Annotated in this window: 12 protein-coding genes and 2 pseudogenes; 10 read left to right on the top strand and 4 right to left on the bottom strand. The window is 72.4% G+C overall.

Annotation, left to right across the window (positions count from 1 at the left end; translation table 11 throughout):
- Positions 1-19 precede the first annotated feature (19 nt).
- A complete protein-coding gene (locus ACFUO4_RS40120) occupies positions 20-562 on the top strand; it encodes a hypothetical protein (protein ID WP_383495027.1) in 543 nt (180 codons plus the stop codon).
- Here the strand turns inward: ACFUO4_RS40120 and ACFUO4_RS40115 are convergent.
- A complete protein-coding gene (locus tag ACFUO4_RS40115) occupies positions 468-1,043 on the bottom strand; it encodes a pyridoxamine 5'-phosphate oxidase family protein (protein ID WP_383494646.1) in 576 nt (191 codons plus the stop codon). The genes ACFUO4_RS40120 and ACFUO4_RS40115 overlap by 95 nt on opposite strands.
- Positions 1,044-1,198: 155 nt before the next feature.
- On the opposite strand from ACFUO4_RS40115, the gene ACFUO4_RS40110 reads away from it, so the two are divergent.
- Complete coding sequence (locus tag ACFUO4_RS40110) at positions 1,199-1,591, top strand: winged helix-turn-helix transcriptional regulator (RefSeq protein ID WP_383494643.1); 393 nt, start codon at positions 1,199-1,201, stop codon at positions 1,589-1,591.
- An 82-nt stretch (positions 1,592-1,673) separates the two neighbouring features.
- Here ACFUO4_RS40110 and ACFUO4_RS40105 read toward each other — a convergent pair whose 3' ends face one another.
- Entirely contained in the window at positions 1,674-2,426 is a 753-nt protein-coding gene (locus ACFUO4_RS40105; RefSeq protein ID WP_383494640.1) for an SDR family oxidoreductase, read from the bottom strand.
- A 475-nt stretch (positions 2,427-2,901) separates the two neighbouring features.
- Here ACFUO4_RS40105 and ACFUO4_RS40100 point away from each other — a divergent pair, with 475 nt between their 5' ends.
- Positions 2,902-3,087: a hypothetical protein gene (locus ACFUO4_RS40100; RefSeq protein ID WP_383494637.1), complete on the top strand. Its 186-nt coding sequence runs from the start codon at positions 2,902-2,904 to the stop codon at positions 3,085-3,087.
- Between the two features lie 607 nt (positions 3,088-3,694).
- On the opposite strand, the pseudogene ACFUO4_RS40095 reads toward ACFUO4_RS40100, so the two are convergent.
- Positions 3,695-4,018, bottom strand: a pseudogene (locus ACFUO4_RS40095) (calcium-binding protein); the annotation flags it as partial.
- Between the two features lie 310 nt (positions 4,019-4,328).
- Between ACFUO4_RS40095 and ACFUO4_RS40090 the strand changes: the two are divergent.
- The 3 genes and pseudogenes from ACFUO4_RS40090 (at position 4,329) to ACFUO4_RS40080 (ending at position 6,370) form a co-directional block, all read left to right on the top strand.
- Positions 4,329-4,526, top strand: coding sequence for a toxin-antitoxin system HicB family antitoxin (locus tag ACFUO4_RS40090; RefSeq protein WP_383494634.1), 198 nt, complete (start codon positions 4,329-4,331; stop codon positions 4,524-4,526).
- The gene (locus ACFUO4_RS40085) at positions 4,523-4,819 is read left to right on the top strand and encodes a hypothetical protein (RefSeq protein ID WP_383494631.1); all 297 of its coding nucleotides are present in this window, start codon (positions 4,523-4,525) and stop codon (positions 4,817-4,819) included. The genes ACFUO4_RS40090 and ACFUO4_RS40085 overlap by 4 nt, the downstream gene beginning before the upstream one ends.
- Positions 4,820-5,176: 357 nt before the next feature.
- Positions 5,177-6,370: pseudogene (locus ACFUO4_RS40080) on the top strand (IS30 family transposase).
- 169 nt (positions 6,371-6,539) lie between these two features.
- Here the strand turns inward: ACFUO4_RS40080 and ACFUO4_RS40075 are convergent.
- Positions 6,540-8,372 carry a BTAD domain-containing putative transcriptional regulator gene (locus ACFUO4_RS40075; RefSeq protein WP_383494628.1) on the bottom strand — a complete coding sequence of 611 codons (1,833 nt, stop codon included), beginning with the start codon at positions 8,370-8,372 and terminating at the stop codon, positions 6,540-6,542.
- Between the two features lie 322 nt (positions 8,373-8,694).
- On the opposite strand from ACFUO4_RS40075, the gene ACFUO4_RS40070 reads away from it, so the two are divergent.
- The 4 genes from ACFUO4_RS40070 (at position 8,695) to ACFUO4_RS40055 (ending at position 24,682) form a co-directional block, all read left to right on the top strand.
- The gene (locus ACFUO4_RS40070) at positions 8,695-9,213 is read left to right on the top strand and encodes a hypothetical protein (RefSeq protein WP_383494626.1); all 519 of its coding nucleotides are present in this window, start codon (positions 8,695-8,697) and stop codon (positions 9,211-9,213) included.
- A complete protein-coding gene (locus ACFUO4_RS40065; protein ID WP_383494623.1) occupies positions 9,210-11,339 on the top strand; it encodes a PfaD family polyunsaturated fatty acid/polyketide biosynthesis protein in 2,130 nt (709 codons plus the stop codon). Before ACFUO4_RS40070 ends, ACFUO4_RS40065 begins: the two co-directional genes overlap by 4 nt.
- Before the next feature lie 75 nt (positions 11,340-11,414).
- The gene (fabD, locus tag ACFUO4_RS40060) at positions 11,415-12,275 is read left to right on the top strand and encodes an ACP S-malonyltransferase (protein WP_383494620.1); all 861 of its coding nucleotides are present in this window, start codon (positions 11,415-11,417) and stop codon (positions 12,273-12,275) included.
- A 5-nt stretch (positions 12,276-12,280) separates the two neighbouring features.
- Positions 12,281-24,682 (top strand): SDR family NAD(P)-dependent oxidoreductase, encoded by a 12,402-nt coding sequence (locus ACFUO4_RS40055; RefSeq protein WP_383494617.1) that lies wholly within the window; start codon positions 12,281-12,283, stop codon positions 24,680-24,682.
- Position 24,683 lies beyond the last annotated feature (1 nt).

The following is a 24,683-nucleotide window of genomic DNA, read 5'->3' as shown; positions in this document are numbered from 1 at the left end:
AGTTCAGCGCCCAAAAAACATGAAGGCCATCGACTATCTCATCCGTGATGGCCGAGCAATCGCGACCTCTCACGCACACCCAGACAAAAATCGATTCGTTCGCCCGGTGCTGGAAGTCGATCTACCCTTCATCGCGAACGTCTCCCTTCGAGATTTCAGCAAAATTACGATTGACGAATTCGACTCATACAGGCGTTTCAGGGTATTCCTTCGCAGAAAATTACTGACTCTCGACGACGCCGTAAACGCGGAGCAGTCAGACTTCGCCCTCCTGGAAGCAGGGCAGGAGATCGAGTACGAGGTGCTGAAGATTAAGGACCAAATGGATGCGGCTCGACATTCCAGAGCTTTTGCGGCTACAGGCGCCTCCCTCGGTACGGTATGCGCAGTACTCGTAGCTGTTTGGGCTCCGGCGCTGGAACAATACCTCACCGTTCTCGGCGCGAGTGGCGGAATTTGGGGGGCTATCAGCTCCATCGCCGCTGATAGTAAAACTCGCGAACTAAAACAGAATGACTGGCACTACGTGTGGGCACTGCAAAATTCGTCGCGTCATCACTGAACCCGGTTCTCAAGGCGAACGATGCGCGTGTTTGGTTCCTGCAGTTTCTGGCCGCCCACCAGGTTACTGCCGGCGCCCCCGGCGGCGTGCCCGAGACCGCTGCGAGCGTCCGGCCGCTCCGGTGCGGCGACCGTGCTCCAGAAGTCGTGCGTGACGATCGCGGTAGCCAGCTTGCGCTAACGCCCCGCAGTTCGGCGACCTGCTGCTGCCCGGAAACCGTCCAGCCGGGGGAGTCCGGACGGCCAGGCGCCGTGGCGAGCCAATAAGGGCCGATGATCTCGGCCTTGCCCTCCACCGTGGCCCAAGACCAGCCGGCGCGCGCGGTCGCCGCGAGCCGCGGGCGGGCCCTGAGGCTGTGGAGTTTGGCCTTGCCGGCGGTCACGAAGGCGACGACGCTCCCGTCGCCGAGCGGGTGGGGCATGACGGCGAGGTTGACCACTGACGCGTGCACGGCACCGTCCGCGCGCAGGGTCGAGACCACTCCGAGGCCTTCCGAGGAGCCGGCCAAAGTCTGAGAGTCGTGAAGCGTAGTCGTATGCAGCTGCAGTCCTGTGGTCTGCCCGCCGCCTGCTCACGTTATCGGTTCGAAAAACATACGGACTACACTGGCAGCAGCCCGGGAAGAAGGAGGCGGCGGTGACGGCAAGCGAGTTCGACATCTTCGCGAGTGACGGGACGCGCGTCTGCTCGATCGCCGATGCCCTCGAACTCGTCGGTGACCGATGGTCACTGCTGGTGATCCGGGAGCTCGGCTTCGACGTGCGCCGCTTCGACCAGATCCAGTCCCGCACCGGGGCCCCGCGCCAGATGCTCGCCGCTCGCCTGCGCAAGCTCGAGGACGTCGGCATCATCGAGCGCAGCAAATACCAGGACCGGCCGGTGCGCTACGAGTACCTGCTCACCGCTGCCGGCCGCGAGCTCATCCCGATCCTGTCCATGCTGCGGCAGTGGGGAGAGCGCAACGCGCCGCCCCGTATCGCCGGCGACGGCCTGCCGGCCACTGCGGCCACGCCCGTCGAAGCCGGCTGACCCCTCCCATCTGGCACGCAGGCGCGCCGCCACCACCGAAGTCGTCGGGCCCCCGCCCGGGGGCCCGACGTCGAGCCGGTCCTCAGGCGGGGAGGAAGGGCTCGTCGTAGCGCGCGGCGTCCCTGGCACCGAGGACGTGCTGGGCGACGGGCCCGATGGGAACGCGCAGCGGGACGGTGTCCGCCTCAACGAGGTCCGCGAGAGCGGATGCCACCTGTTCGGGAGTGCTCATCATCTCCGGCGGAATGCCACCCTCCAGCAAGGCCGCGTAGGGGTCGTCGTCCAGGGCGTACGTGGTCATGTTGTCCAGTGCGCCGGAACTGATGGGTCCGGGCTCGGCGAGCGTGACGTCGATGCCCAGCTTGGACAGCTCGATGGCGAGGCTCTCGCCGAATGCTTCCAGCGCCCACTTACTGGCCGCGTACGCGGAGTTGCCCGGCAAGGCGATACGTCCGCCCATGCTGGAGACGAACAGCAGGCGGCCGTTGCCACGCCGGCGCATCTGAGGCAGCAGTGCCTGCACGACGCGGATCGCACCAACGGTGTTCTGGGCGTACAGCCGCTCGATCTCATCGAGCGGGCTCGCCTCGACGGCGGCACGGAAGATCACAGCCGCATTCGAGATCAATGTGTCGACCTCGCCAGCCTGCTCGACAACGGCATCCACGCTGGCCTGGTCGGTGACGTCCAGGCGCAGACGCTCCGCGACACCGAGGCCGTCCAGGGTGCGCGGGTCGCGGGCGGTGGCCACGACGCGGTGGCCACGCCTGGCCAGCTCGGCAGCAGTGGCCCGGCCGACACCCTTCGAGGCGCCGGTGATCAGGATCGAAGTCATGACGTGCTCCTTGTTCGCACTGCGGGACATGCCCTCGGGCCGCCCACATCATGGCGAGTTCGATTTTCGAACTCTATAGTGAGTTCCGTTTTCGAACTCTCCTGTGGAACGGTACCCCAGTGAGTCAGAAAAGTGAACTGACTCGTGGACTGCTGCATGCCGCACCCGCACGGGGCAGCTCAAAGGACCTCCACGACCTGGTCGGCACCCCCTTCGCACCTGCCGGACCCGCTAGGGCGCCTACAACATCACCCGCCACGGTGCCGGGACAAAACGCGCCCCGATCAACGACGAGGATCTGCGCGAGCTCCCGTTGCCGACCGCGAAAGCCATCGAGATCCCCGGCGCCGAGCAGAGCGAGACCCTCGCTTGCTGCGGCAGGCCGCCCGGGGTTCCGTAGCAGGGGATCGCGTCATCAGCTCGAGACGCGTTGTTGAGCCCGGGCTGTGCCTGCGTAGTCCGGGCTCTGCTTCTGGTGCTGCCGGACGCAGTCCGGCCCGTCGACCTGTTCGAACTCCGGGCGCACAGTGCCCCCGGCACCCGCCTCGTGGTCGCCCACCCTGAGCACCTGCGTCGCCTGGACGTCCTGGAGCAGTTACGGCACGCCCGCCCGGACGTCACCGTCCACGACACTGCAGGCCACAATGCATGCCGTACCTGAACTCCTCCCCGTCCCGCCTGTTCGCCCGTCCTGACTCCGGCAGTGACAAGAGCCAGCGACGGCGTCGGTTCTCTGCGCACAGCCCAGGTTGTGGTGTCACACTGGCTGTGTGCCCGTCAGGCTCCCCCGTCTTGGCGGGCACAGCCGCACCCTGGCCCGATGTGCGGGCCGTGCTCAGTCGCGTCGGGCAGCTCAGGCGGGGCGGTGTGGGGAGGCAGAACACGCATCGGTTGGTGGCGTCGGTGCGGCCCATGCAACGTTGGCAGGTGCCGCGTTCGAGAACCGGGCCGCGGCCGTCGGCGCAGCCAGGGCAGGTCATCACCGGTTGCTGGAAGTCGAAGCTGTTCACCCAGCCGCTGTCTTCGGCGACTTTGCGCGCCATCTGGGAGACCTCGTTTGCGGAGCGCTGTTCGCCGTCGTCGCCGGTCTGCACCGCCAGGTAGACGGCGGGGCACCTGAATCGACCGCATAGCGTGAACACTGGCAGGAGGAGGCGTCCGGGTCAGGGATGAGACCGGCCCGGCAGCCCGGGTAAGCCTCCGGACCCGCCGCGCCGGGGCTCGCAGGTCGGCGCGGTCAGGCACGGGATGCTATTACGGGGAGGGTTCTACCTCACGTCGACATAGTCGCCGGTGGCGTTGATAGCGGGGGTGGTCGTGGTGCTGGGGAATGCGTACCGGTAGTAGCCGTCGGCGGTGGCCTCGACTGTGGGCTTCAGCTCGCCGGTGCTGGTGGTCGTGACGGTCTTGAGGGTGGTGTAGGTGCTGCTGCTCTTGGGCCGGTACTGAAGTCTCACGCTCTGGCCGCTGTAGCCGGCGGCGTACTTGTGGGTGTTCCAGTTGGCACGGGAGAGCTTGCCGGTGACGGTGAGGGTCTTGCCCTTCGTGACGGGTTCGGGGGCCGCGATCGCGGTCAGCTTCGACTTGCGCTGGACCCTCACGGTCGCGTAGGAGTCGACGGCGGTCTGGTCGCGGTCCTTGGAGAAAGCGCTGGCGTAGATGTGCCAGGCTCCGGCCTTCGCATTGGACACGACGTTGGTCATGTCGCGGGTGTCAGCCGTGTAGGTGTTCACGGCGCCGGGACAGGCGCGGACGGCGGTGAACCGGCCTCAGTGGTGAGGGGCCGGTGACCGCGGTGACGCTGTCGACCTTGCTCAGCCGCCGGGGACCGTCGCGTCCGGTGTAGGTCCCGTTTTCTGCCACTGCTTTACGCCACCATCGACTGGTGGCTAGCCTGATGTCATGACGGTAGACATGACGCTCCGCATTCCCGACGAAGTCGCCCCTTCGATCCGGGCCGGTGCCGAGGCGGCCGGCATGAGCCTGAACGCGTACGTGGTGCGTGCCGCCCGCCGTCAGGCCACTCTCGACGCTGCGCACCAGCTCGCGGCGCTCGGTCTGGGCGATGATCTGGCGGGCGAAGGCGACGCCCTGCGGTGAGGCGCGGTGAGATCTGGACGCTGCCCGACGGCCGGGACGTTCTGATCGTTTCTTTGACCGGCTTGGAGGAGGCATACGGTGCGGTCCTCGCGATCGTCCTGCACCCCTCGGGCCGCTACCCTGACACCGCCATGTCCGTTGTGGTGGGAGATCCGGTCCCGGCGACCGCGGTCGCGGTCAACCTCCAGCAGCTGCGTACCACGCGCTTCGGCGGGGCGAGCTGCCGCGGCACGGTCCCTGCCGAGACCATGGCCCGCGTGGACCAGGCGCTGCGCGCCGTCCTCGATTTGTAGCCGCCGGTTTTGAGCGGCGGTGCCCACGTCCTGTGCCCGAGGTGATGACGCCTGGCTGCTGGCCGGATGTTCTGCGGCCGCCCTGGTGACGGCGCACACGGTGCCTGCCGAGTGGGACAGGGCCACAGCACCAGTTGAGCATGCCGGGTCGACGATTGCGTCGACCAGTACATGGCTGCTAGAGCTCGCGTTGGTTGTGGCGCTGGGCCTGATGGGCCGCTGGCAGCCGCCGGGGGGTACGGCGGATGCCGTGGTTTATCACTCACGGGCATTTGGCTTCGAACGCGTCTTCTGGCTCCAGGGGAACGGCTTGGGTTCTAGAGGTGGTTGCAACACCTGACCCTCGGGGTTGTTGCGATGACCAGGCCGCGTCGGAAGCCGAAGAAGCCCGGACCTGCGCCGTTGGCAGACAAGCGTCATCAATACCTTCGTCTCATGGCGCAGGGGATGAGCAACTCGGCCGCGTGCCGAGAGGTGGGAATCAACCGCAAGACCGGGAACCGCTGGAGGTACAGAAGGAAGATCGTCGACAGGGCCGGCAACGTGCGCGTCTACCTGCCGATCACCGAGGTCCGGGAGTCCGACACGGTCTCCGAGCGGTTCTTGTCGGAGGACGAGCGGATCGTCATCGCCGACCTGTTGCGGGCCAAGAAATCCTTGCGCTCCATCGCCCGGGAACTTGGCCGGAACCCGGCCACGATCAGCCGCGAGGTGCGCCGCAACCGTGACCGCGTACCGGCAAGTACGCCCTCTTCCAGGCCCAGCGCCGGGCACCCGTACGCCGCGCCTGCCCCAAGGAAGGGAAGATACGGCGCGACCCGGAACTGAAGGAGTTCATCCAGCAGTGCCTGGACCGCCGTTGCAGCCCTGAGCAGATCTGCCAGGCCCTGCGCACTGCCCTCCCGGACGAACCCGACCGCCACCTCGCGCCCGAGGCCATCTACCAGGCCATCTACCTGCCGCACCGCGGCGGCCTGGAGCGCACAGCCGGCACCCTGCGCACCGGCCGACCCGCGCCACTCGGTTTATCGACCCGGGAACGCTGGTCAGCCACCGTCCGGCGGAAGTTGACGACCGCGCCGTCGCCGGGCACTGGGAAGGCGACCTCATCGTCGGCACCGCCAACCGCTCCGCGATCGGAACCCTGGTCGACCGCACCACCCGCTACGTCAAGCTCTTCCACCTCCCCGACAGTCACTCCTCCGAGAACGTCCGCGACGCGCTCCTGCACGCCTTCGCCGACCTGGCCGCCGGACTCGCCCACGCACTGACCTGGGACCAAGGCAGCGAGATGAGCCGTCACGACGAGTTCACCCGCGCCACCGGCATCCCCGTCTACTTCTGCGAACCCGCCAGCCCATGGCAGCGCGGCTCGAACGAGAACACCAACGGCCTGCTGCGCCAGTACTTCCCGAAGAGCACCGACCTGTCCGTCTTCAGCGCCGAGGACCTCGCCTTCGTCGCGCCGAACTCAACAGCCGCCCCCGCAGGACCCTCGGCTGGCAGACCCCCGCCGACCTCTTCGCTCAGCTCGTCGCAGCACTGGAATGATCACCGTGTTGCGATGATCGCTGGAATCCGCCTCGGTCCGCCGGGGCCATAAGACTCGTTCGAAGCCAGTGACGGTGTTCACCGCCCCCAGCCTGAACGGCCCGTGGACCGTCCCGGACGATCCACGGTGACGGGCTGGCCTTCGAGCCGGCCCGGCATCGGTGCCCGGTCAAGGTGCCAGCGGTGTCGCGCACGCGTTCGCGCGGATCGCCGGCCGATGGGCATCCGGCGGCAGGGAAGGGACTGTGCTCTGTGGCGGCGCGGGACGGGTCGGCCGGGCGGCGTGTTCCGCGGCGTAGCAGCGGACCAGGTGGTGCACGACGTACCCCTGTGGCCCGTCCTCGGACAGCAGATGCTCCCGGACGAGGACGCCCAGCACCCGTTCCGCCTCCGCCGGTGTGCAGCGGGCGTGCGCGGCGAAGTGTTCCGCGCGGAACGAGGGGGAGGGGACGGAGCCCAGACTCGGGAGGAGCCGCTGCGCCTCGGTGGGCAGGGACGTGAAGGACGAGTCGAGCAGGGCCCGTACCGAGATGGTGTCGGAGGAGTCGGTGCGCAGTACGTTCAGCGGTGAACACGCGTCGAGTTGCCGGGCCGTGGTGGCCAGGGGGGCTTCTGGGCGCAGTTGGAGTCGGGCGGCGAGTACCTGAAGGGCGAACGGCAGTCCTGCGCAGGCCTCGGTCAGCCGGGCGGCGGCCTCCGGTTCGGCTTGGGTCCGGGACGGGCCGAGGAGCAGCCGCAGCAGTTCGGTGGACTCCGGTGTGGTGAGGGCGGGCACCGTCAGGCGTTGGGCGTGGTGGTGGACCACGAGGCGGTCCAGGCGTCTGCGGCTGGTGATCAAGGTGGCGCACCCCTGTCCGCCGGGCAGCAGGGGTTCCACCTGCTCGGCGTCGGCGGCGTCATCGAGCAGCAGGAGCAGGCGCCGCTGGGCGACGACCGACCGCCACAGCGCGGACAGTTCGTCCCAGTCGCCCGGGTGCGGGGTGACCGAGATGCCGAGCTGGCGCAGACAGCGGGCGAGCGCGGTCGCGGGGTCGAGCGGCGGCTGGGGGCCGCTGCCGTGCAGGTCGACGTACAACTCGCCGTCCGGGAACTGCGCTCGGGTACGGTGCGACCAGTGCAGGGCGAGCGTGGACTTGCCGACGCCCGCCAGCCCTTCCAGGACCAGCGTTCGTCTCTGGCTGGATCTGCTCGTCAATAATTCATCAAGCAGGCGCAGTTCTGTGGAACGGCCGGTGAACGTGGGGCAGGCCGGGGGCAGTTGGGCCGGGCGAGCGGCCGCCGGGATCCCTGGGCCGGCTTCGGTGAGCGGGGCGGAAGGTTCCGCGGCGGTGCCCGCCATGGCGGTCGCCCGGAGCAGTTCCTGGTACAGATCCTGCGTGGCGGGACTGGGGTCGAGGCCGAGTTCGTCGGCGAGGAGCCGGCGGGTGTGGTGGTAGCGGGCGACGGCCTCGGCGCCGCGGCCGCATCGGTGCAGGGCCGTCATCAGATGGCGCAGGGAGGCCTCGTCGTAGGGGCGTTCGGTGGCGATGGCTTCCAGTTCCGGCAGGAGCGTGAGATGCCGTCCGGCCCGTAGCTCGGACGCGTGGCACTCCGTCAGGGCGGAGGTCCGCTCGTTGGTGAGGGCCTCGCGCACCGTCTCCACCCAGGGGCCCGTGAGTCCGAGCAGGGGCTCGCCCTGCCACAGACCCAGCGCGGCGCGGTAGTGCTCGGCGGCGAGCGCCGGTTCGGACGCGGCGACCGCGCGGGCGGAGGCGACGAGTCCGCGGAAGTGGTGCAGGTCGACATGGGAGGGGCAGACCTGGGCCATGTAGCCGCCCGCGGAGTGGACGATGGCGGGTACTTCGGGCTCCGCCGGGAGGCGGGGCAGTAATCGGCGGATCCGTGCCACGTAGCTGTAGAGGACCGCGCGGCCGGTGGCCGGTGGCGCGTCGTGCCAGACCCGGTCGAGAAGCGCGTCGACCGGGATGACGCGGTTGGCGTCTATCAGGAGGGCGGCCAGCACGCACTGCTGTTTCGCGGGGCCGAGTCTGATGTGACGGACCCCCTGGCGTGCGGTTATGGCGCCTAGCAGGCGAAAGCTGAAGTCAATGGACACAGCCGTTCCTTCGTCTGTCGTGGGGGGACTGGATCACCGCGCTCATGAGAACACGTGGCCGAGTGTCTCGGTAGGAGGCCTTCGCCCCCGCAGGGTGTGAAGCGCATGTGATCAGCCATTGCAGATTTCTGTCAGGTTCGTTCCAGACCGGTCGGACATGATGTGGCGCACCCACTGGAAACCAGTGCGGGCCGACCCGGGCCACCGCCCGAAGGGATGGGGGATACCTATGGGAACCGATGCGAACGAAGCCGGCGACGCACTGGCCGGTCTCACCGCGGCCGAGCGCATCATCGTCGAGGGAGTCGCCGACTACTACTGGCGCAACGACGGCATGCCGCACGAACGGGGCCACGTCATCGGCTGGCTCATGATCAGTGACCCGGTGGAGCAGACCACCGCGGAACTCATCGACCGGCTCGGCACCACGCGCGCGGCCATCGACCGCGTCGCCGACCAGCTCGTCCCGGCCCGAGTGGTCCTGCGCAGGGACATCCCGGGCACCGACGAGTACGCCCTGCACATGAACGACGAGTCCTGGCCCAACGCTGTTCTCGACGTCTTCGCCAACATCCCCGAGTTCGACCGCATCCTGCGCGACGCGCAGGAGACGCTCAAGGACGAGGACCCCGAGCGCCGGCAGCGGCTCGACCGCACCCAGCATCTCTTCGGCTTCATCGCCCGGGAGATCCCCAACGTGGTGACGACCTACGCGGAGCGCGAGAAGACCGCCACTCTGGGCGGGTGATCGCGGGCAGTGACGCCCGCGGTCGGCTGATCCACCAGCCGGTCTCACCCGAACCGGACATCGTCCTGCGCCTCGCCCGGCCCGAACCGGGCGAGGGGGACGGCATCCGCCAGGACCGCCTGCGGGTGCTCGCCCCCGAGGAGCGACAGCGCGCCGAAGGCTTCCTGCGGTCCGCCGACCGGGACGAGTACATCCGCGCCCACTGGCTGCTGCGGCACGCGCTGTCCGAGGGAACGTCCGTGCCCCTCGAGGACTGGGACTTCACCCGGGACCGGTACGGCAAGCCTCGCATCGCCGAACGCCTCGGCGACAGCCGGGAGTTCAGCCTCTCGCACTCGGCGGGTGTCGCCCTCGTCGCGATCTCCGCGGGCAGGCCGGTCGGAGTGGATGTCGAACGGCTCGCGGACGACGATCCCTCCCCGCTGCGCAGCTGCCTGACGCCCGCCGAGCAGACAACGCTGTCAGCTCTGCCGGGCCCGGACCGCCATCCCGCCTTCGTCCAGCTGTGGACGCTGAAGGAAGCCCTCGCCAAGGCCATGGGTCTCGGACTGCGTCTGCCGTTCGGGGACGTGGACTTCACCTGGCGGGACGGGCGTCCCGTGCTGCGCCCGACGGCCTCCGTCCCTGAGCCCGAACTGTGGACCTGCCACCGCCTTGACGCCCCCGTGGGGCTGCGCGCCGCGCTCTGCGTACGCGGGCCGCGTCCCCGTGGCCGCACCTATCCGAGGAGTTCGCGCGAGATGACCACCCTGGACGGGTTCGCACCCGCCGGCGTACGGCAGGCCGACGGCGAGGCGCTCGGCAGCGCCGCGTTCCGCCGTCGTCACGGTGTACGCCTCGCCTACGTCAGCGGCTCGATGTACAAGGGGATCGCCTCCGCCGCGCTGGTCGCGAGAATGGGCCGGTCGGGGCTGCTGGGCTACTTCGGCACCGGCGGGCTGCGCCCCGAACAGATCGACGAGGCCATCGCCCTCATCCGTGCCGAGGTCGGTGCGGACGGGCCGTTCGGCATGAACCTGCTGGCCCATCCGGACCATCCGCGCCGGGAGGAGCAGACGGTCGACCTCTTCCTCGCCCGCGGCGTCCGGCGCGTGGAGGCCGCCGCTTTCCTCCAGCCCAGTGCGGCCCTGGTCCGCTACCGGCTCTCGGGCGTGCGTCGGCGCGACGACGGCTCCGTGGCCGTGCCGAACAGCGTGCTCGGCAAGGTCTCGCGGCCGGAGTCCGCCCGGGCCTTCCTCGCACCCGCCCCGGCCCACCTGGTGGCGGCCCTCCTGGACAGCGGCGCGCTGCGTGCGGAGGAGGCCGCGCTGGCACCGTACCTGCCGATGGCGGACGATCTGTGCGTCGAGGCGGATTCCGGCGGGCACACCGACCAGCGGCAGTTGATCACCGTGCTCCCGGAGATCGTCCGGCTGCGCGACACGGCCGCGGGCGTCGGGCATTCCGTGTGCGTCGGCGCGGCGGGCGGCCTCGGCACCCCCGAGGCGATCGCGGCGGCCTTTCTGCTGGGCGCCGACTTCGTGCTGACCGGCAGCATCAACCAGTGCACGCCCGAGGCCGGCACCGCCGACGACGTCAAGGACCTGCTCCAGTCGGCCGGCGTCCAGGACACCATGATGGTTCCGGCGGGCGACATGCTGGAGATCGGCGCCCGCGCCCAGGTGCTCGGCAAGGGGCTCTTCTTCCCCGCCCGCGCCAACAAGCTCTACGACCTCTACCGGCGCTACGACTCCCTCGACGCCATCGACGCGCCCACCCGCCGCCAGCTGCAAGAACGTATCTTCAGGCGGCGCTTCGAGGAGATCTGGCAGGAGACCGCCGCCTACTACGCCACGCGCGACCCGGCCGAACTCGCACGCGCGGACGCGGACCCCAAGCACCGTATGGCGCTCGTCTTCAAGTGGTACTTCGTGCAGTCCACCCGGCTCGCCATGTCCGGCAGCAGCGACCGGCGGGTCGACTACCAGGTGGCCTGCGGCCCGGCGATGGGCGCCCTCAACGGCTATCTCGCCGGCACCGAGCTGGAGGACTGGCGCGCCCGCCATCCCGACACCCTCGCCGACCTGCTGATGACCGAGGCCGCCCGAGTGCTGCGGACCCGGCTGGCCGCTCTGGTCCGCACCTGAGCGACCCGGCCGTCCCGCCGCCCGTCCGGCCCCGCGCGCCCCGCCCGCGCCTACCTCTTCTCGGAGGGACCCGTCATGACCCTTGTCCACCTCTTCCCCGGCCAAGGCGCCCACCGGCAGGGCATGGGACGCGAGCTCTTCCCTCGCTACCCCCACCTGGTACGGCGCGCGGACGCGCTGCTCGGCTACTCGATCGAGGAACTCTGCCTGGACGCACCGGCGGACAAACTGGCCGACACCCGCTACACCCAGTGCTCGCTCTACGTCGTCGGCGCGCTGGGCTACCTGGATCTCGTGCGGGAGAGCGGCGAGGTGCCCGATGTCGTGGCCGGGCACAGCCTGGGCGAGTTCGTCGCCCTGTTCGCGGCCGGCGCCTACGACTTCCTGACCGGCCTGGAGGTGGTGCGGCACCGTGCCGAGGCCATGGCCAAGGCCGGTCCTGGCGCGATGGCGGCCGTGATCGGGCTGTCCGAGGAGCAGGTGCGCGACGTGCTCGCCGCGCACCCGGAGGTCGACATCGCCAATCTCAACGCCCCCGCCCAGATCGTCGTCTCCGGCGCCGAGGACGCGGTCCGGGACGCGAGCCGCACGCTCGGCACCCACGCCGAAGCCGTGATCCCGCTCCGGGTCAGCGGGGCGTTCCACTCCCGCCACATGGCAGCGGCCGCCGAGGAGTTCGGCCGGGTCCTGGACCGCCACCGCCTCGCCCCGCTGCGCATTCCGGTCGTCGCCAACACCACGGCCCGGCCGCACACCGACGACCGACTGGCCGGCGAGTTGAAGCGGCAGCTCACCTCGCCGGTGCGGTGGACCGACTCGGTGCGCTACCTGCTGGAGCTGCCGGCCCCGCACCTGCGCGAGGTCGGCCCCGGCCAGGTGCTCACCGGGCTGATCGAGAAGATCCGTGACACGGCGCCGGTCGGCGCGGAGAGGTGACCGAGGTGTCTTCGAGCGAGTTCCGCATCACCGCAGAGGACATCCGGCGCTTCGCCGCCGCGAGCGGTGACGCCAACCCCCTGCACACGGACGCCGATTACGCCGCCCGCACCTCCTTCGGCCGCCCCATCGCGCACGGCGCGCTGGTGACCCTGTACGCCCTCGCGGCCCTGCCCGCCCGGCGCACGCCCCGCCGCCTGACCGGGATCGCCGCCCGGTTCCACGCGCCCGCCTATCCGGGCCAGCCCTACCGCCGCGCCGTCGAACGCACCGAGGACGGCTATCGCGTACGGGTCATGGACGGCACCAGACTGCTGCTCGACCTCACCGTCACCGCCGCGGCCGGCCGCACCTCGGCCGACGCCCCGGCGGACATCCCCGGTCCCCGGCGCACGACCGCCGCGACCATGACCGCCGACCGGGCACGGCCGGGGCGCCGCCACCGGGCCGGCTGCCCGGTTGCCGCCGACCAGTGGCGCGAACTGCTGACGGACATCGGCGCCCACGCCGCCGGAATCTCCGTCCGCCAGGCCCTTCCGCTGGGGTGGGCCAGCTATCTGGCGGGCATGGAACTGCCCGGCCGGGACGCGCTGGTGTCCGGCCTGACCGTCCACTACGACGGCGCGGACAGCAACAGCAACAGCAACAGCGACAGCGACAGCGGGGACAGCAGGGCGGCCGGCGGCGAGTGGGAGGTGGCCTCGGCCGACTCCCGCTACGGACTGATCGACCTCGCCGGCACACTGCCCGGACTCGGCCGTGTCGAAGTGCGCGCCCTGGCCCGGCGTGCGGCCCCGCCGTCCGACGTGGGCCGGCTGCGCGAACTGCTCCCGGCCGGCGAACCCGGAGCCGGCCGCACGGCGCTGGTGGTCGGCGGCAGCAGGGGGCTCGGCGCGAGCCTCAGCCAGGCCCTCGCGCTGGCCGGATACACCGTCTACGTCGGACACCGGCGCAGCGCCGACGACGCCGGACGGGTCCGTGCCGACCTCGGCGACCAGGCCGGCCGCGTGCACCTGCTGCCCGGCGACGCCGCCGATCCCGCCTGGGCCGAGGCCGCCCGCGACCGCATCCTCGGCGCACACGGGCACCTGGACGTACTGATCCTCAACGCCTTTCCACCGGTCACCGCGCTCGCCCTGGAACCGCAGACCGACGAGCGCGCCGCCGACTACCTGCGCGACGCCCTGCGACTGGTCAGGGTCCCGCTCGCCGCGCTGCTGCCCCCGCTCGCCGCGGCGGCCGGACAGTTGGTCGCCGTCTCCACCGCCTGGGTCGACTCACCGCCACCCGGCTGGTCGCACTACGTCAGCGCCAAGCTGGCCTTGGAGGGCCTGGTACGGGCCGCCGCCGCGGAACACCCCGAGCTGGCCTGCACCGTGCTGCGGCCGGGACGGATGCCCACCGCGTTCTCCGACTCCGTCCTCGACGCCGAGCCCGCCCTGGCAACCGAACAGGTCGCGGCGACGGTGGTCGCCCGGCTCGGCACCGCGTCCGAGCGCGGGCAGGTTGCCGTCGTCGACCGCTTCGACACCCCCGGTGCCCAGGAGGCACCCCAGCAGAACACCGGGTGCCTGGTGGTGGCCGCCACCTTCACGACCGACCCGCTGCACGAAGGCCTGCGCTCCTGGACCTCCCGCCTGGACCTCGGTCTGGAGCCCGTGTTCGCCGACTACGGCCAGGTCTTCCAGCAACTCCTTGACCCGACCAGCGACATGGGCCGCAACCGGACCGGCTGCAACCTGATCCTGCTTCGCATGGAGGACTGGCTCGGCGACGACCCCGCGCGGACCGTCGACGAGTTCACCGGCGCCGCGGCCGGATTGTGCGCGCGGTCCGCCGTACCGCTGCTGGTCCTGCTGTGCCCCGATGCCCCGCGGTCGGACGCCGCGGCGACGGCGCCGCTGCGCGCTCGGCTCGCCGAGGGCCTCGCGGCGGTCGCGGGAGCGCATCTGCTCGACGCCGACGAGTGGCGCGGCGGCGGCCCCGCCCTCGCCGCGACGCACGACGCCGGACGGCTGCGCATGGCGCACATCCCCTACACCGCCGCCGGATACGCCGCCCTCGCCACCGCCGCCGCCCGGGTCACCCGGGCCGCGCTCGTCCCCGCCGCCAAGGTCCTGGTGCTGGACTGCGACAACACCCTGTGGAGCGGTGTGCTGGCCGAGGACGGCCCGCACGGCGTCACGGTCGAGCCCGGACACCGCCGACTGCACGAGTGGGCCCTGGAGTTGCGGTCCCGCGGAGTCCTGCTCTGCCTGGCCAGCAAGAACGAGGCGCGGGACGTCGCCGAGGTGCTGCGGCTGCGCGAGGACATGCCGCTGGGCGAGGAACACCTGACGGCGCGCCGCGTCGACTGGGAACCCAAGCCCGCCAACCTCATGAGCCTCGCCCGCGAACTCGACCTCGGTCTCGAATCGTTCGTGATGATCGACGACAACCCCGTCGAGATCGCCGCCCTGCGCGCCGCCTGCCCGCAGCTGCTCGCCCTCACCTGCCCGGCCGACCCCGCCGACCTGCCCGCGTTCCTGGACCGCGTCTGGGCCTTCGACCGGCTCCAGGTCACCGACGAGGACCGCCGCCGCGCCTCGTTCTACGAGACGGCCGGCCGACGCCGAGAGCTACGCGCGTCCTCCGCCACGCTCTCCGACTTCATCCGCGACCTGGACCTGCGCATCGAGGTCCGCGAGGCGGCGGGCGACGCCCTCACGCGGGTCGCCCAACTCACTCAGCGCACCAACCAGTTCAACATCGCGCCGTTACGGCGGCAGGTGTCCGAGCTGCGCGCCCTGCTCGCGGACGACCCGTCGCTGCGCTGCCGCACCGTCCGGGTCGCCGACCGGTTCGGCGACTACGGCGTCGTCGGCGCGGCCCTGCTGCGCACGGAGGGGGAGGTGGCCGTCCTGGAGACGTTCCTGATGAGCTGCCGTGTGCTCGGCAAGGGGGTCGAGCACGCCTTCCTGGCCCGGCTGGCCGAGGAGGTCCGCGACAGCTGCGCGCTCCTGCGCATCGTGCACCGGCCGACCGAGCGCAACGCGCCCGCACGGCGGTTCCTGGACTCGGTGGCCGGCGACCCGGTGCGCGAGGAGGCCGACGGGTCGGTGGTGTACGAGCTGCCCGTGGAGGCGGCCGCCGCCGTGACGTTCAGGCCCGAGACGTTCCCGGAGGAGCCGCAGGAGGAGCAACAGGCCGCCCCCGTACGGCCCTCGGCGCATCCCGGGCACACCGCACTCGTGGAGATCGCCGAGCGGGTCGCGGCCGCGGACCCACCGGTCGCCGCAACCGACGCACCCGCCCCGTCCGGTACCGAGCCGACCGGCGCGGGCGGACAGGGCACGGCGCTCGCACGGATCGTGGAGGTGCTCTCCCGCACCCTCGGTGTGCCGGCCGCGACCCTGGACGCCGACACCACGGTGGAGCGACTACGGCCCTCCTCCCTGGCCGTCGTGGACGCCACCGTCGCGCTGGAGCGGTGGTACGGCGAACTGCCGGCCACGCTGCTGTACGAGCACCGCACGCTCGGCGCCCTGGCCGACACCCTGGCCGCCCGGGAACACCCCGCCACCCCGAACGCCCGGCCCACTCCCGTCCCCGGCACGGACGCCCCGCGGACCACGCCCGTCGCGGCGCGCGCGACGCCACCGCGCGACGCCCAGGACGCCGTCGCCGTCATCGGCCTGGCGGGACGCTATCCCGGCGCCCGTGACATCGACGAGCTGTGGGACAACCTGCTCGCCGGACGGGACTGCGTCGGTGAGGTGCCGGCCGAGCGCTGGGACCACGACGCCCTGCACGACCCGGACGGCGGCCCCGGCCGCACCTACTCGCGGTGGGCGGCCCTCATCGACGGCGTCGACGAGTTCGACTCCCTCTTCTTCGGCATCGCTCCCGCCGAGGCCGAACTGATGGACCCCCGCCAGCGGTTGTTCCTGGAAACCGCCCACCAGGCACTCCAGCACGCGGGCTACACACCCGCCGGCATCGGCCGCGACACAGGGGTGTACGTGGGCGCGATGGCCAACGACTACGGCCTGTTCAGCTCCGTGGGCGCGCTCACCGGGGACAGTCCCTATCCGTGGGCCGAGGGTTACCAGATCGCCAACCGGGTCAGCTACCTCTTCGACTTCACCGGCCCGAGCCTCACCGTGGACACCGCCTGCTCCGCCTCCGGCACCGCCTTGGAACTGGCCTGCGGCGCGGTACGGCGCGGTGAGGTCGGCGCGGCCGTGGCCGGTGGCGTCAACCTGGTGCTGCACCCGGCGCGGCACGTGCAGTACGCGCAGATGGGCATGCTCTCCCGAAGCGGCCGCTGCCAGGCCTTCGGCGCGGGGGCTGACGGTTTCGTGCTCGGCGAGGGCGTCGGCGCCGTGGTGCTCAAGCGGCTCGACCGGGCGCTGGCCGCCGGTGATCACGTGCACGGCGTGATCCGCGCCGCCGTCGCGGGCTCCGACGGGCGGACCAACGGATTCACCGTGCCCAGCCCCACGGCCCAGGCCGAGTTGGTGCGCCGTGCGCACCGCGCCGCGGGTGTCGAGCCCGGTTCCATCGGCTACGTCGAGGCCCACGGCTCCGGTACCGCGCTCGGCGATCCCATCGAAGTACGCGCCCTGACCGAGGCGTTCGGCGCGCAGACGGAGCCCGATGCCCCGTGCGGCATCGGAAGCATCAAGAGCAACATCGGCCATCTGGAGTCCGCCGCGGCGGTGGCAGGCCTCACCAAGGTGCTGCTCCAGTTGCGTCACCGCACGCTGGCACCGACGCTGCACGCGGACCCGGTCAACCCACGCCTCGACCTCGCCCGCACCCCCTTCCTCATCCAGCGCACTGCTGAGCCGTGGCAGGCCCGCGGCGGTCCGCTCCGGGCCGGACTCAGCTCGTTCGGCGCCGGCGGCGTCAACGTCCACCTGGTGGTGGAGGAGGCCCCGACGCCGCCTGCCGACAGCGCGGATCACCCCGCCGGGCCCTGTCTCGTCGTACTCTCCGGCCAGGACGAGGCGGACGTACGGGACTACGCGGGCCGGCTGCGCGCCGCTCTCCTGGACGCCCCGGACCACCGTCTCGCCGACATCGCCTTCACCCTCCAGGTCGGCCGGCCGGGACGGGACGTACGGATCGCCTTCCCCGCCGCGGACCGCCCCCGCTTGCACGCCGCGCTCGAACGCATCGCCGCCGGGCACCCCGAGGACGTGCCCGGCCTGGTGAGCGGGCGGCTCGGCGGACAGCCGGGGCTCGGCGACCTGTTCGGCGCGGGCCCGCAGGGCACGGCCTTCCTGCGGGAACGGATGCGCGCCGGGGACCTGACCCAGGCCGCCCGGCTGTGGGTGCACGGCGCGGAGCTGCCCTGGGCCGACCTCGCGGAGCCCGGAAGCCGCCGCATACCGCTTCCCCCGACGCGCTTCGCACCCGTACGGCACTGGCTGCCTGACCGCCTCACGGCATCGCTGCTGCCGGGCGGGGTGAGCGCGAGCGACGAGGGGCGGCCCGCGGCGGTGCCGTCGCCCGGCGGCGAGGCGGCCGGGCCGGTCGTGGCGGGGACGGACACCGGGCCCGGGTACGAGACGGTGCTCTACCGCTCGGCGTGGGTTCTCGCCGGTGCCGCGCCCGTCCTGGCCGTCGACGTCGGGCTGCTGGTGGTGACGGTCGGCGCCGAGGTGCCGGGTTCCGCTCCCGATGCGCTGCCGGCCGGCGTGCGGGTGCTGCGCGCGACGGACGCGGACGCGGTGACGGGGCTCCTGGACTCCGGTGCGGACCGGATCGTCGTACTGGATGTGCGTCAGTTCGGCGGTCCGCCGCTGTCGCTGGAGGCGGCGGCCGAGCTGCCGCTCGCCCTCGCCCGCTGGTCGGCGCGGACCGGGCGCCCGGTCGACTGCGCCGTGGTGTGCCGACCGGGTGAGCCGGCCGCGGTCGCGCTGGACGCGCTGGGCCGGTCCCTGGCCCTGGAAGGGGTGCGATTGCGGCTGGGCCGGATCGAGGTCGCCCAGTCCGGACTCCCTCCGCTGTCCGGTCTGTTGGCCGAGGCGCTGGGCACGGACCGCGAGGTCCGGGTGGACGGGCGACGACGCTGGACACCGCGGCCCGAGCCGGTGCGGACGGTGACCGCGCAGCCGTCGCGCCAGGACACCGGGGGCAGGGGCGCCGTCGTGATCACGGGCGGGTCCGGCGGGCTGGGACGGATCGTCGCCCGGCATCTGGCCGAGCGGCACCGCGTCGACGCCCTCGTCCTCCTCGGCCGCTCGCCGGCTTCCGCCGACACCGAGCGGCTCCTCGCCGACCTCGCACGGCACGGGACGCGCGCCGAGTACGCGCGGGCCGACATCACCGACGAGGAGTCCCTGCGCGCCGCCCTCGACCGCGCCCGCGAACTGGGCGCTGGGCTGCGGGGAATCGTCCACGCGGCGGGAGTGCTGGAGGACGCCCCCCTGGCCGGCAAGACCGCCCCGTCCCTGCGCCGGGTCCTGGCGCCGAAGACGGACGGCACCCTGCTCCTGGACCGCCTCACCAGCGCCGACGACCTGGACTTCCTGCTGCTGACCTCGTCCTTCGTCGGCTGGACGGGCAACGCCGGCCAGTGCGACTACGCGGCGGCCAACCGCTTCCTCGACGCCTTCGCCGCACAGCGCGAGCAGCTGCGCCGACGCGGCCTGCGGCACGGGCGCACCGTCTCCGCGGCCTGGCCCCTGTGGCGGGACGGAGGCATGCGCATGCCGCAGGACGTCATCGAACTCACCGCGGCCACCACAGGACTTCGGCCCATCGCCACCGAACAGGCGCTGCGCGTCCTGGACGAGCTGCTCACGGTCGAGTCCGGCGCGTATCTGGTCGGCCACGGCGACCAGGCCCGGATCAGCGCCGCGCTCGGCGGCGCCGGCATGGACACGCGGGCGGCGGGGGACCGGGCGACCCGTGAAGCGGTCCACGAGCAGGTCGCCGCCGAGGTGCGCGCCCTGCTCAAGCTGCCCGCCCAAGCGCTGCGCGCCGACGACCGGTTCGGGGACGTCGGCATGGACTCGGTGCAGACGGTCCGGCTGGTCAACCGGCTCAACGAGGTGTACGGGCTCGCCCTGACACCGGTGGCGGTCTACGAACACCCCACGGTCGGGGAGTTGAGCCGCTACCTGACGCAGGCTCACGGGGTCGCCGCCGAGCCGGTGTCCCCACCGCAGGCGCCTGATGCCCCCGACGGCACGCCGGAACCGCCCGCCGCCACCGGTGCGGAGCCCATCGCCGTCATCGGCATGGCCGGGCGCTTCCCCGGAGCGGACGACGTGGACGCGTTCTGGGCGAACCTCCTCGCCGGACGGGACTGCGTCAGCGACGGCGCCGCGGACACGCCCGGTGAGCGGGTCGGCGGCTCGGTGCGGGCCTGGGCGGACGGGACCGGCCCACAGGGCGGGTTCCTCGCCGACGTGGACGCCTTCGACGCGGAGTTCTTCGGCATCTCGCCGCGCGAGGCCGCGCTGATGGACCCCCAGCAGCGGCTGTTCCTCCAGGCGAGCTGGCATGCCATCGAGGACTCCGGACGCGATCCGCGCACGCTGGCCGGCTCCCGTACGGGGGTCTACGCCGGGGCGACCCTCAGCGACTACACCGAACTGCTCGCCCGCAGCGGCGACAGCGCGCACCCCCATCTCGCCACCGGCAACGTGCACAGCGTCATCGCCAACCGCGTCTCCCACCACCTCGACCTGCGCGGCCCGAGCGAAGCGGTCGACACCGCGTGCTCCAGCTCGCTGGTGGCCCTGCGGCACGCCGTCGCCGCGCTCCGCTCGGGCGACTGCGACCTGGCCCTGGCCGGGGGCGTCAACGTGTTGCTCTCGCCCACGTACTTCGCGTCGCTGGCGGGCGCCGGGATGCTCTCCGCGACCGGACACTGCCACACCTTCGACCGGGCCGCCGACGGCTATGTCCGCGGCGAGGGCGTGGCGGTGGTGCTGCTCAAACCGCTGGCCCGGGCGCTCGCCGACGGTGACCCCGTGCACGCCGTACTGCGTGGAATCGCCGTCGGCCACGGCGGCCGGGCGCACTCCCTGACCGCGCCCCGCCCGTCCGCCCAGGCCGAGGTGGTCACCGCCGCGCTCCGGGACGCCGGGGTGCCCGGGCATGCGCTCGGTTACGTCGAGACGCACGGCACCGGCACCGAGCTGGGCGACCCGATCGAGATCGAGGGGCTGCGGATGGCCCTCCGCGGTACCGGCTCCGAGCCCGCCGACTGCGTGCTGGGCGCGGTCAAGGCCTCGATCGGCCACCTGGAGTCGGCCTCCGGCATGGCCGGGCTGATCGCCGTGGTGCAGGCCCTGCGCCATCGCACACTGCCCGGCACACCCCTCCTGAAGGAGGTCAACCCGCACATCGACCTGTCGGACGGCACCCTGCGGCTCGCCACCGCCCCGGAAACCTGGGAGCGGCGCGCACCGCGGCAGCCCCGGCGGGCGGGCGTCAGCTCGTTCGGCTTCGGCGGCACCAACGCCCACGCCGTCCTGGAGGAGGCGCCGGAGGGCGTTTCGGCCACGCCGTCCACCGACCACGGCCCGCAGATCGTCACGCTGTCGGCCACCGACGACGAACGGCTGCGCGCCTACGCCGCGCGCCTTTACGACTTCCTCGCCGACAACGGCACCCCGCTGGCCGACCTCGCCCACACCTCCCGCACCGGGCGCACCGAACTGCCGGAGCGGCTGGCGCTGGTCTGCCACGACACCGCCGAACTGCGTGCCCTCCTGGCCGACTTCCTCGCGGGGCGCGAGACGGCCGCGCAGCCCGCACTCCCGGGCCCCCTGGCCGAGGCGGTGCGCGAGTGGACGGCGGGCGGCAGCGTCGACTGGTCCCTGCTGTTCCCGCGGGGCGGGCGGCGCGTCCGGTTCCCGCTGTACCCCTTCACCACCAGCCGGCGGTACGGCCCGCCAGGTGCCGCGGGCACCGTCGGCGAGGACAGCGACGTCCACCTGCCGGAGGCGCGCGACCCCCGGCCCGCCCCGACGCTGGTCCGGTACGAGCCCGCCCTGTTGAGCCGTTCCTGGCAGCCCGTGCAGCCCGTGCCCGCCACCCCCACCGGATCGCGTCCCGTGTGCGTCCTCCTGCTCGGCCGCGACACCACGCTGCCGGTGACCGCCGCCCTGCCCGGCACCGACACGGTCGAGTGGATCGTCGTACGGGAGCGATCCGCGCTGCCCCGGCTCGGCCGGGACGAACACGAACTCGAACCGGACGACGGCCCGGGGGGCCGGGCTCTGGGCCGGCGGCTGCGCTCGCTGCATCCCCGCCTCGACGCGGTGGCGGACCTGACCGACCTGGCCGAAGGGCGGGCGCCGACCGGTCAACTCGGGCGCGTGGGCATGTTGCAGGCCCTCGTGGCGCCGGCCGAGGGCCGTGCGCTGCGGCTGCTGCACCTCACCTCCGGTGCGGCCGGCTCGCCCTTGGCCGCCCGCATGGCCGCACTCGTCCGCTCCCTCGGGGCGGAGTACTCCCACGTGTCCGCCACCACGGTCACCTGCGACGCGTCCGCGGACGACGGTGAGGCCCTGCTGGGCCTGGTGGCGGCCGAACTGGCCCTGGCCACAGACGAGCCCGAGGTACGGCTGAGCGGCGGCCGACGGCTGGCGCCCCGCCTGGTCCGGGTGGCGCGGGCGGCGCCGGCGCCGGTGCGCGTCGATGCGTCGCGGAGCTATCTGATCACCGGGGGCACCGGCGGGCTCGGCATGGCCGCCGCCCGGCGACTGGCCGAACGCGGCACGCGGCGGCTGGCCCTGCTCGGTCTGCGCCCGCTGCCGCCGCGCTCCGCCTGGAGTGCGGGCAGTTCCGACCCACGCGTCGCCGGACTGCTGGAGCTGGAGCGGATGGGCGTACAACTCCTGCTGCACTCAGGTGAGTTGACGGACGTGGCCGGTCTGCGGGCCTTCCTCGACCGAGTCCGCGAGGAACTCGGGCCCGTCGGGGGAGTGTTGCACTGCGCCGGGGCCGTCGACCGCGCGACGCCCGCGTTCGTCCACAAGGACCCGGACTCCGTACGGGCCGTCTGGCGGCCCAAGGGGGAGGGGACGCTGACGCTGCTGACCGAGCTGCGCGAGGACGCACCGGAGTGGATCGTCCTGTACTCCTCGCTGTCGGCCGCCCTGCCGGAACTGGCCGTCGGGCTCACCGACTACGCCGCCGGCAACGCCGTCCTGGACGCCGTGGCCGCCCAGCACTCCGGCTCCGGCCGGATCCTCTCCGTGGCCTGGGGAAGCTGGGCCGGCGCCGGCATGGGCGAGGTGCGTGGCCCCCGGTACGCGGAGCACGGCTTCGCCCCGCACACCGTCGAACAGGGCCTGGACCTCCTGGAGGCCGCCCTGGCATCGGGCCGCTCGCACTGCGTGGCGGCCGCCGTCGACCCCGCCGTATGGCCAGTACCCGACCCCGACCCCGGACCTGAGGAAGCGCCCATGCCCGAGCCGGACCCCGACGGTGCCTTGCGGCCGGCCGTCGCCGAGGCCGTCGCCCGACTGCTGGCCCGCGCCCTGCTGATGCCGGCCGAGCGGATCGGCCCCGACACGCACTTCACCCGACTCGGCGTCGACTCCATCCTGGTGGCCGCCATCGTGGCCCAACTCGAAGAGCTCGTCGGGGAGTCGCTGTCACCCTCGCTGGTGCTGGAGTACCCCACCTGCGCCCAACTCGCCGCCCATCTGTGCGCCGCACACCCCACGGGCACGGCCCGCTGGATGCGCGAGGAGTCGGGGGCCGAGCGGCCGCGGGCGACCGTGGCCGCCCAGACGGACGGGGCGATCTCCGCCACCGGACCCGCCCGCGAGACACCTTCCGACCTGGTCGCCGTCATCGGTGCCGCGGGCCGCTACCCCGGCGCGCCCGACCTGGAGCACTTCTGGCAGCTGCTGCGGGACGGCCGCAGCGGCATCACCGAGGTGCCCGCCTCCCGCTGGGACCACCGGCGGCTGTGGGCCCCGCAGCCCGCGCCGGGCCGCAGCATCAGCAAGTGGGGCGGGTTCCTGGACGGAATCGAGGAGTTCGACCCGGAGTTCTTCGGCATCGACCCCGCCGACGCGAGCCACGTGGACCCGCTGGTGCGGCTGTCGCTGGAGACGGTCGAGCAGACGCTGCGCGACGCCGGCTACTCCCGCGCGGAGGTCGCCGGGCGGCGGATCTCCTTCTTCATGGGATCCGGCACCAGCACCTACGGCAGCCGGGTGGCCGTCCCGCACCGCAACACCGTCACCGGCCTGAACCAGAACTTCATCGCCGCCCACGCCGCCCACGTCTACGACCTGCGGGGCCCGCACGTCACCGTGGACAGCGCCTGCTCCTCGTCGCTGACCGCGCTTCAGCTCGCCCTGCGCGCACTGGCCGCCGGTGACTGCGAGGCGGCGCTGGTCGGCGGCGGCGATCTGCTGCTGGACGAGACACCCTTCCTCAAGCTGAGCGCATCCGGCGCGCTGTCCCCGGACGGTGCCTGCCACGTCTTCGACGCCGCCGCCAACGGCATCGTGCTGGGCGAGGGGGTCGGGGCGGTGCTGCTCAAACCGCTCGACCGGGCGCTCGCCGACGGCGACCGCGTCCACGCGGTGATCGAGGCCTGCCTGACCAACAACGACGGCCGCACCATGGGGCTGACCACGCCGAACCCCCAGGCCCAGGAGGAACTGGTCGCCGACACCCTGGCCGCGGCCGGAGTCGGCGCGCAGACGGTGACGTACGTCGAGGCGCACGGCACCGGCACCATGATCGGCGACCCCATGGAACTTCAAGCGCTCACCCGCGCCTTCCGGCGCACGACGGACGCGGTCGGCCACTGCGCGGTCGGCAGCGTGAAGTCCAACCTGGGCCATCTGCTGATGGCCGCCGGGATGGCCGGCCTGCACAAGGTGATCCTCTCGCTCGTCCACGGCACCATCGCGCCCACCCTGCACTGCGAGCAGCCCAACCCGCGCTTCGCCTTCGACACCTCCCCGTTCCAACCGGCCCTCACCGCGCAGCCCTGGACACCGGAGTGCGGTGTGCGACGGGCGGGGCTGAGCGCCTTCGGGTTCGGCGGCACCAACGCCCATGTGCTGCTGCGCGAACTGCTCCCCGAGGAGCGGGAGCGGTATCACCCCCGCCGCACACCCCTCCCGCCCGCCCCGTACCGCCGAACCCGGCACTGGCTCGACCGGCCGGCGCCGCCGACGTCGCGTCCGGCGGCCCGCACACTGCTCGCGCTGGAACCGGAACCCGGTCTGCCCGTCGCCTCCGTCCCGCCGGTGCCGTCCGTGCCGTCCCAGACCGGTCCGGGCGCGGCTGCCGTGCCCCCGCGGCCCGACCGAACCCCGGACCCCGCCGACGTGCCCGCCTACGCCGGCCCGCTCGAACCCGAACCCCGTCCCCGGCCCGCCGGTGCGGTGCGCCGACCCATGCTCGAACTCCACGAGGAGCTGACCTGAC

Source organism: Streptomyces sp. NPDC057280 (assembly GCF_042668605.1).
Classification (GTDB): Bacteria; Actinomycetota; Actinomycetes; order Streptomycetales; family Streptomycetaceae; genus Streptomyces.
Note: the sequence above shows the minus strand (reverse complement) of the source record. Positions and strands in the feature narration are given on the sequence as shown.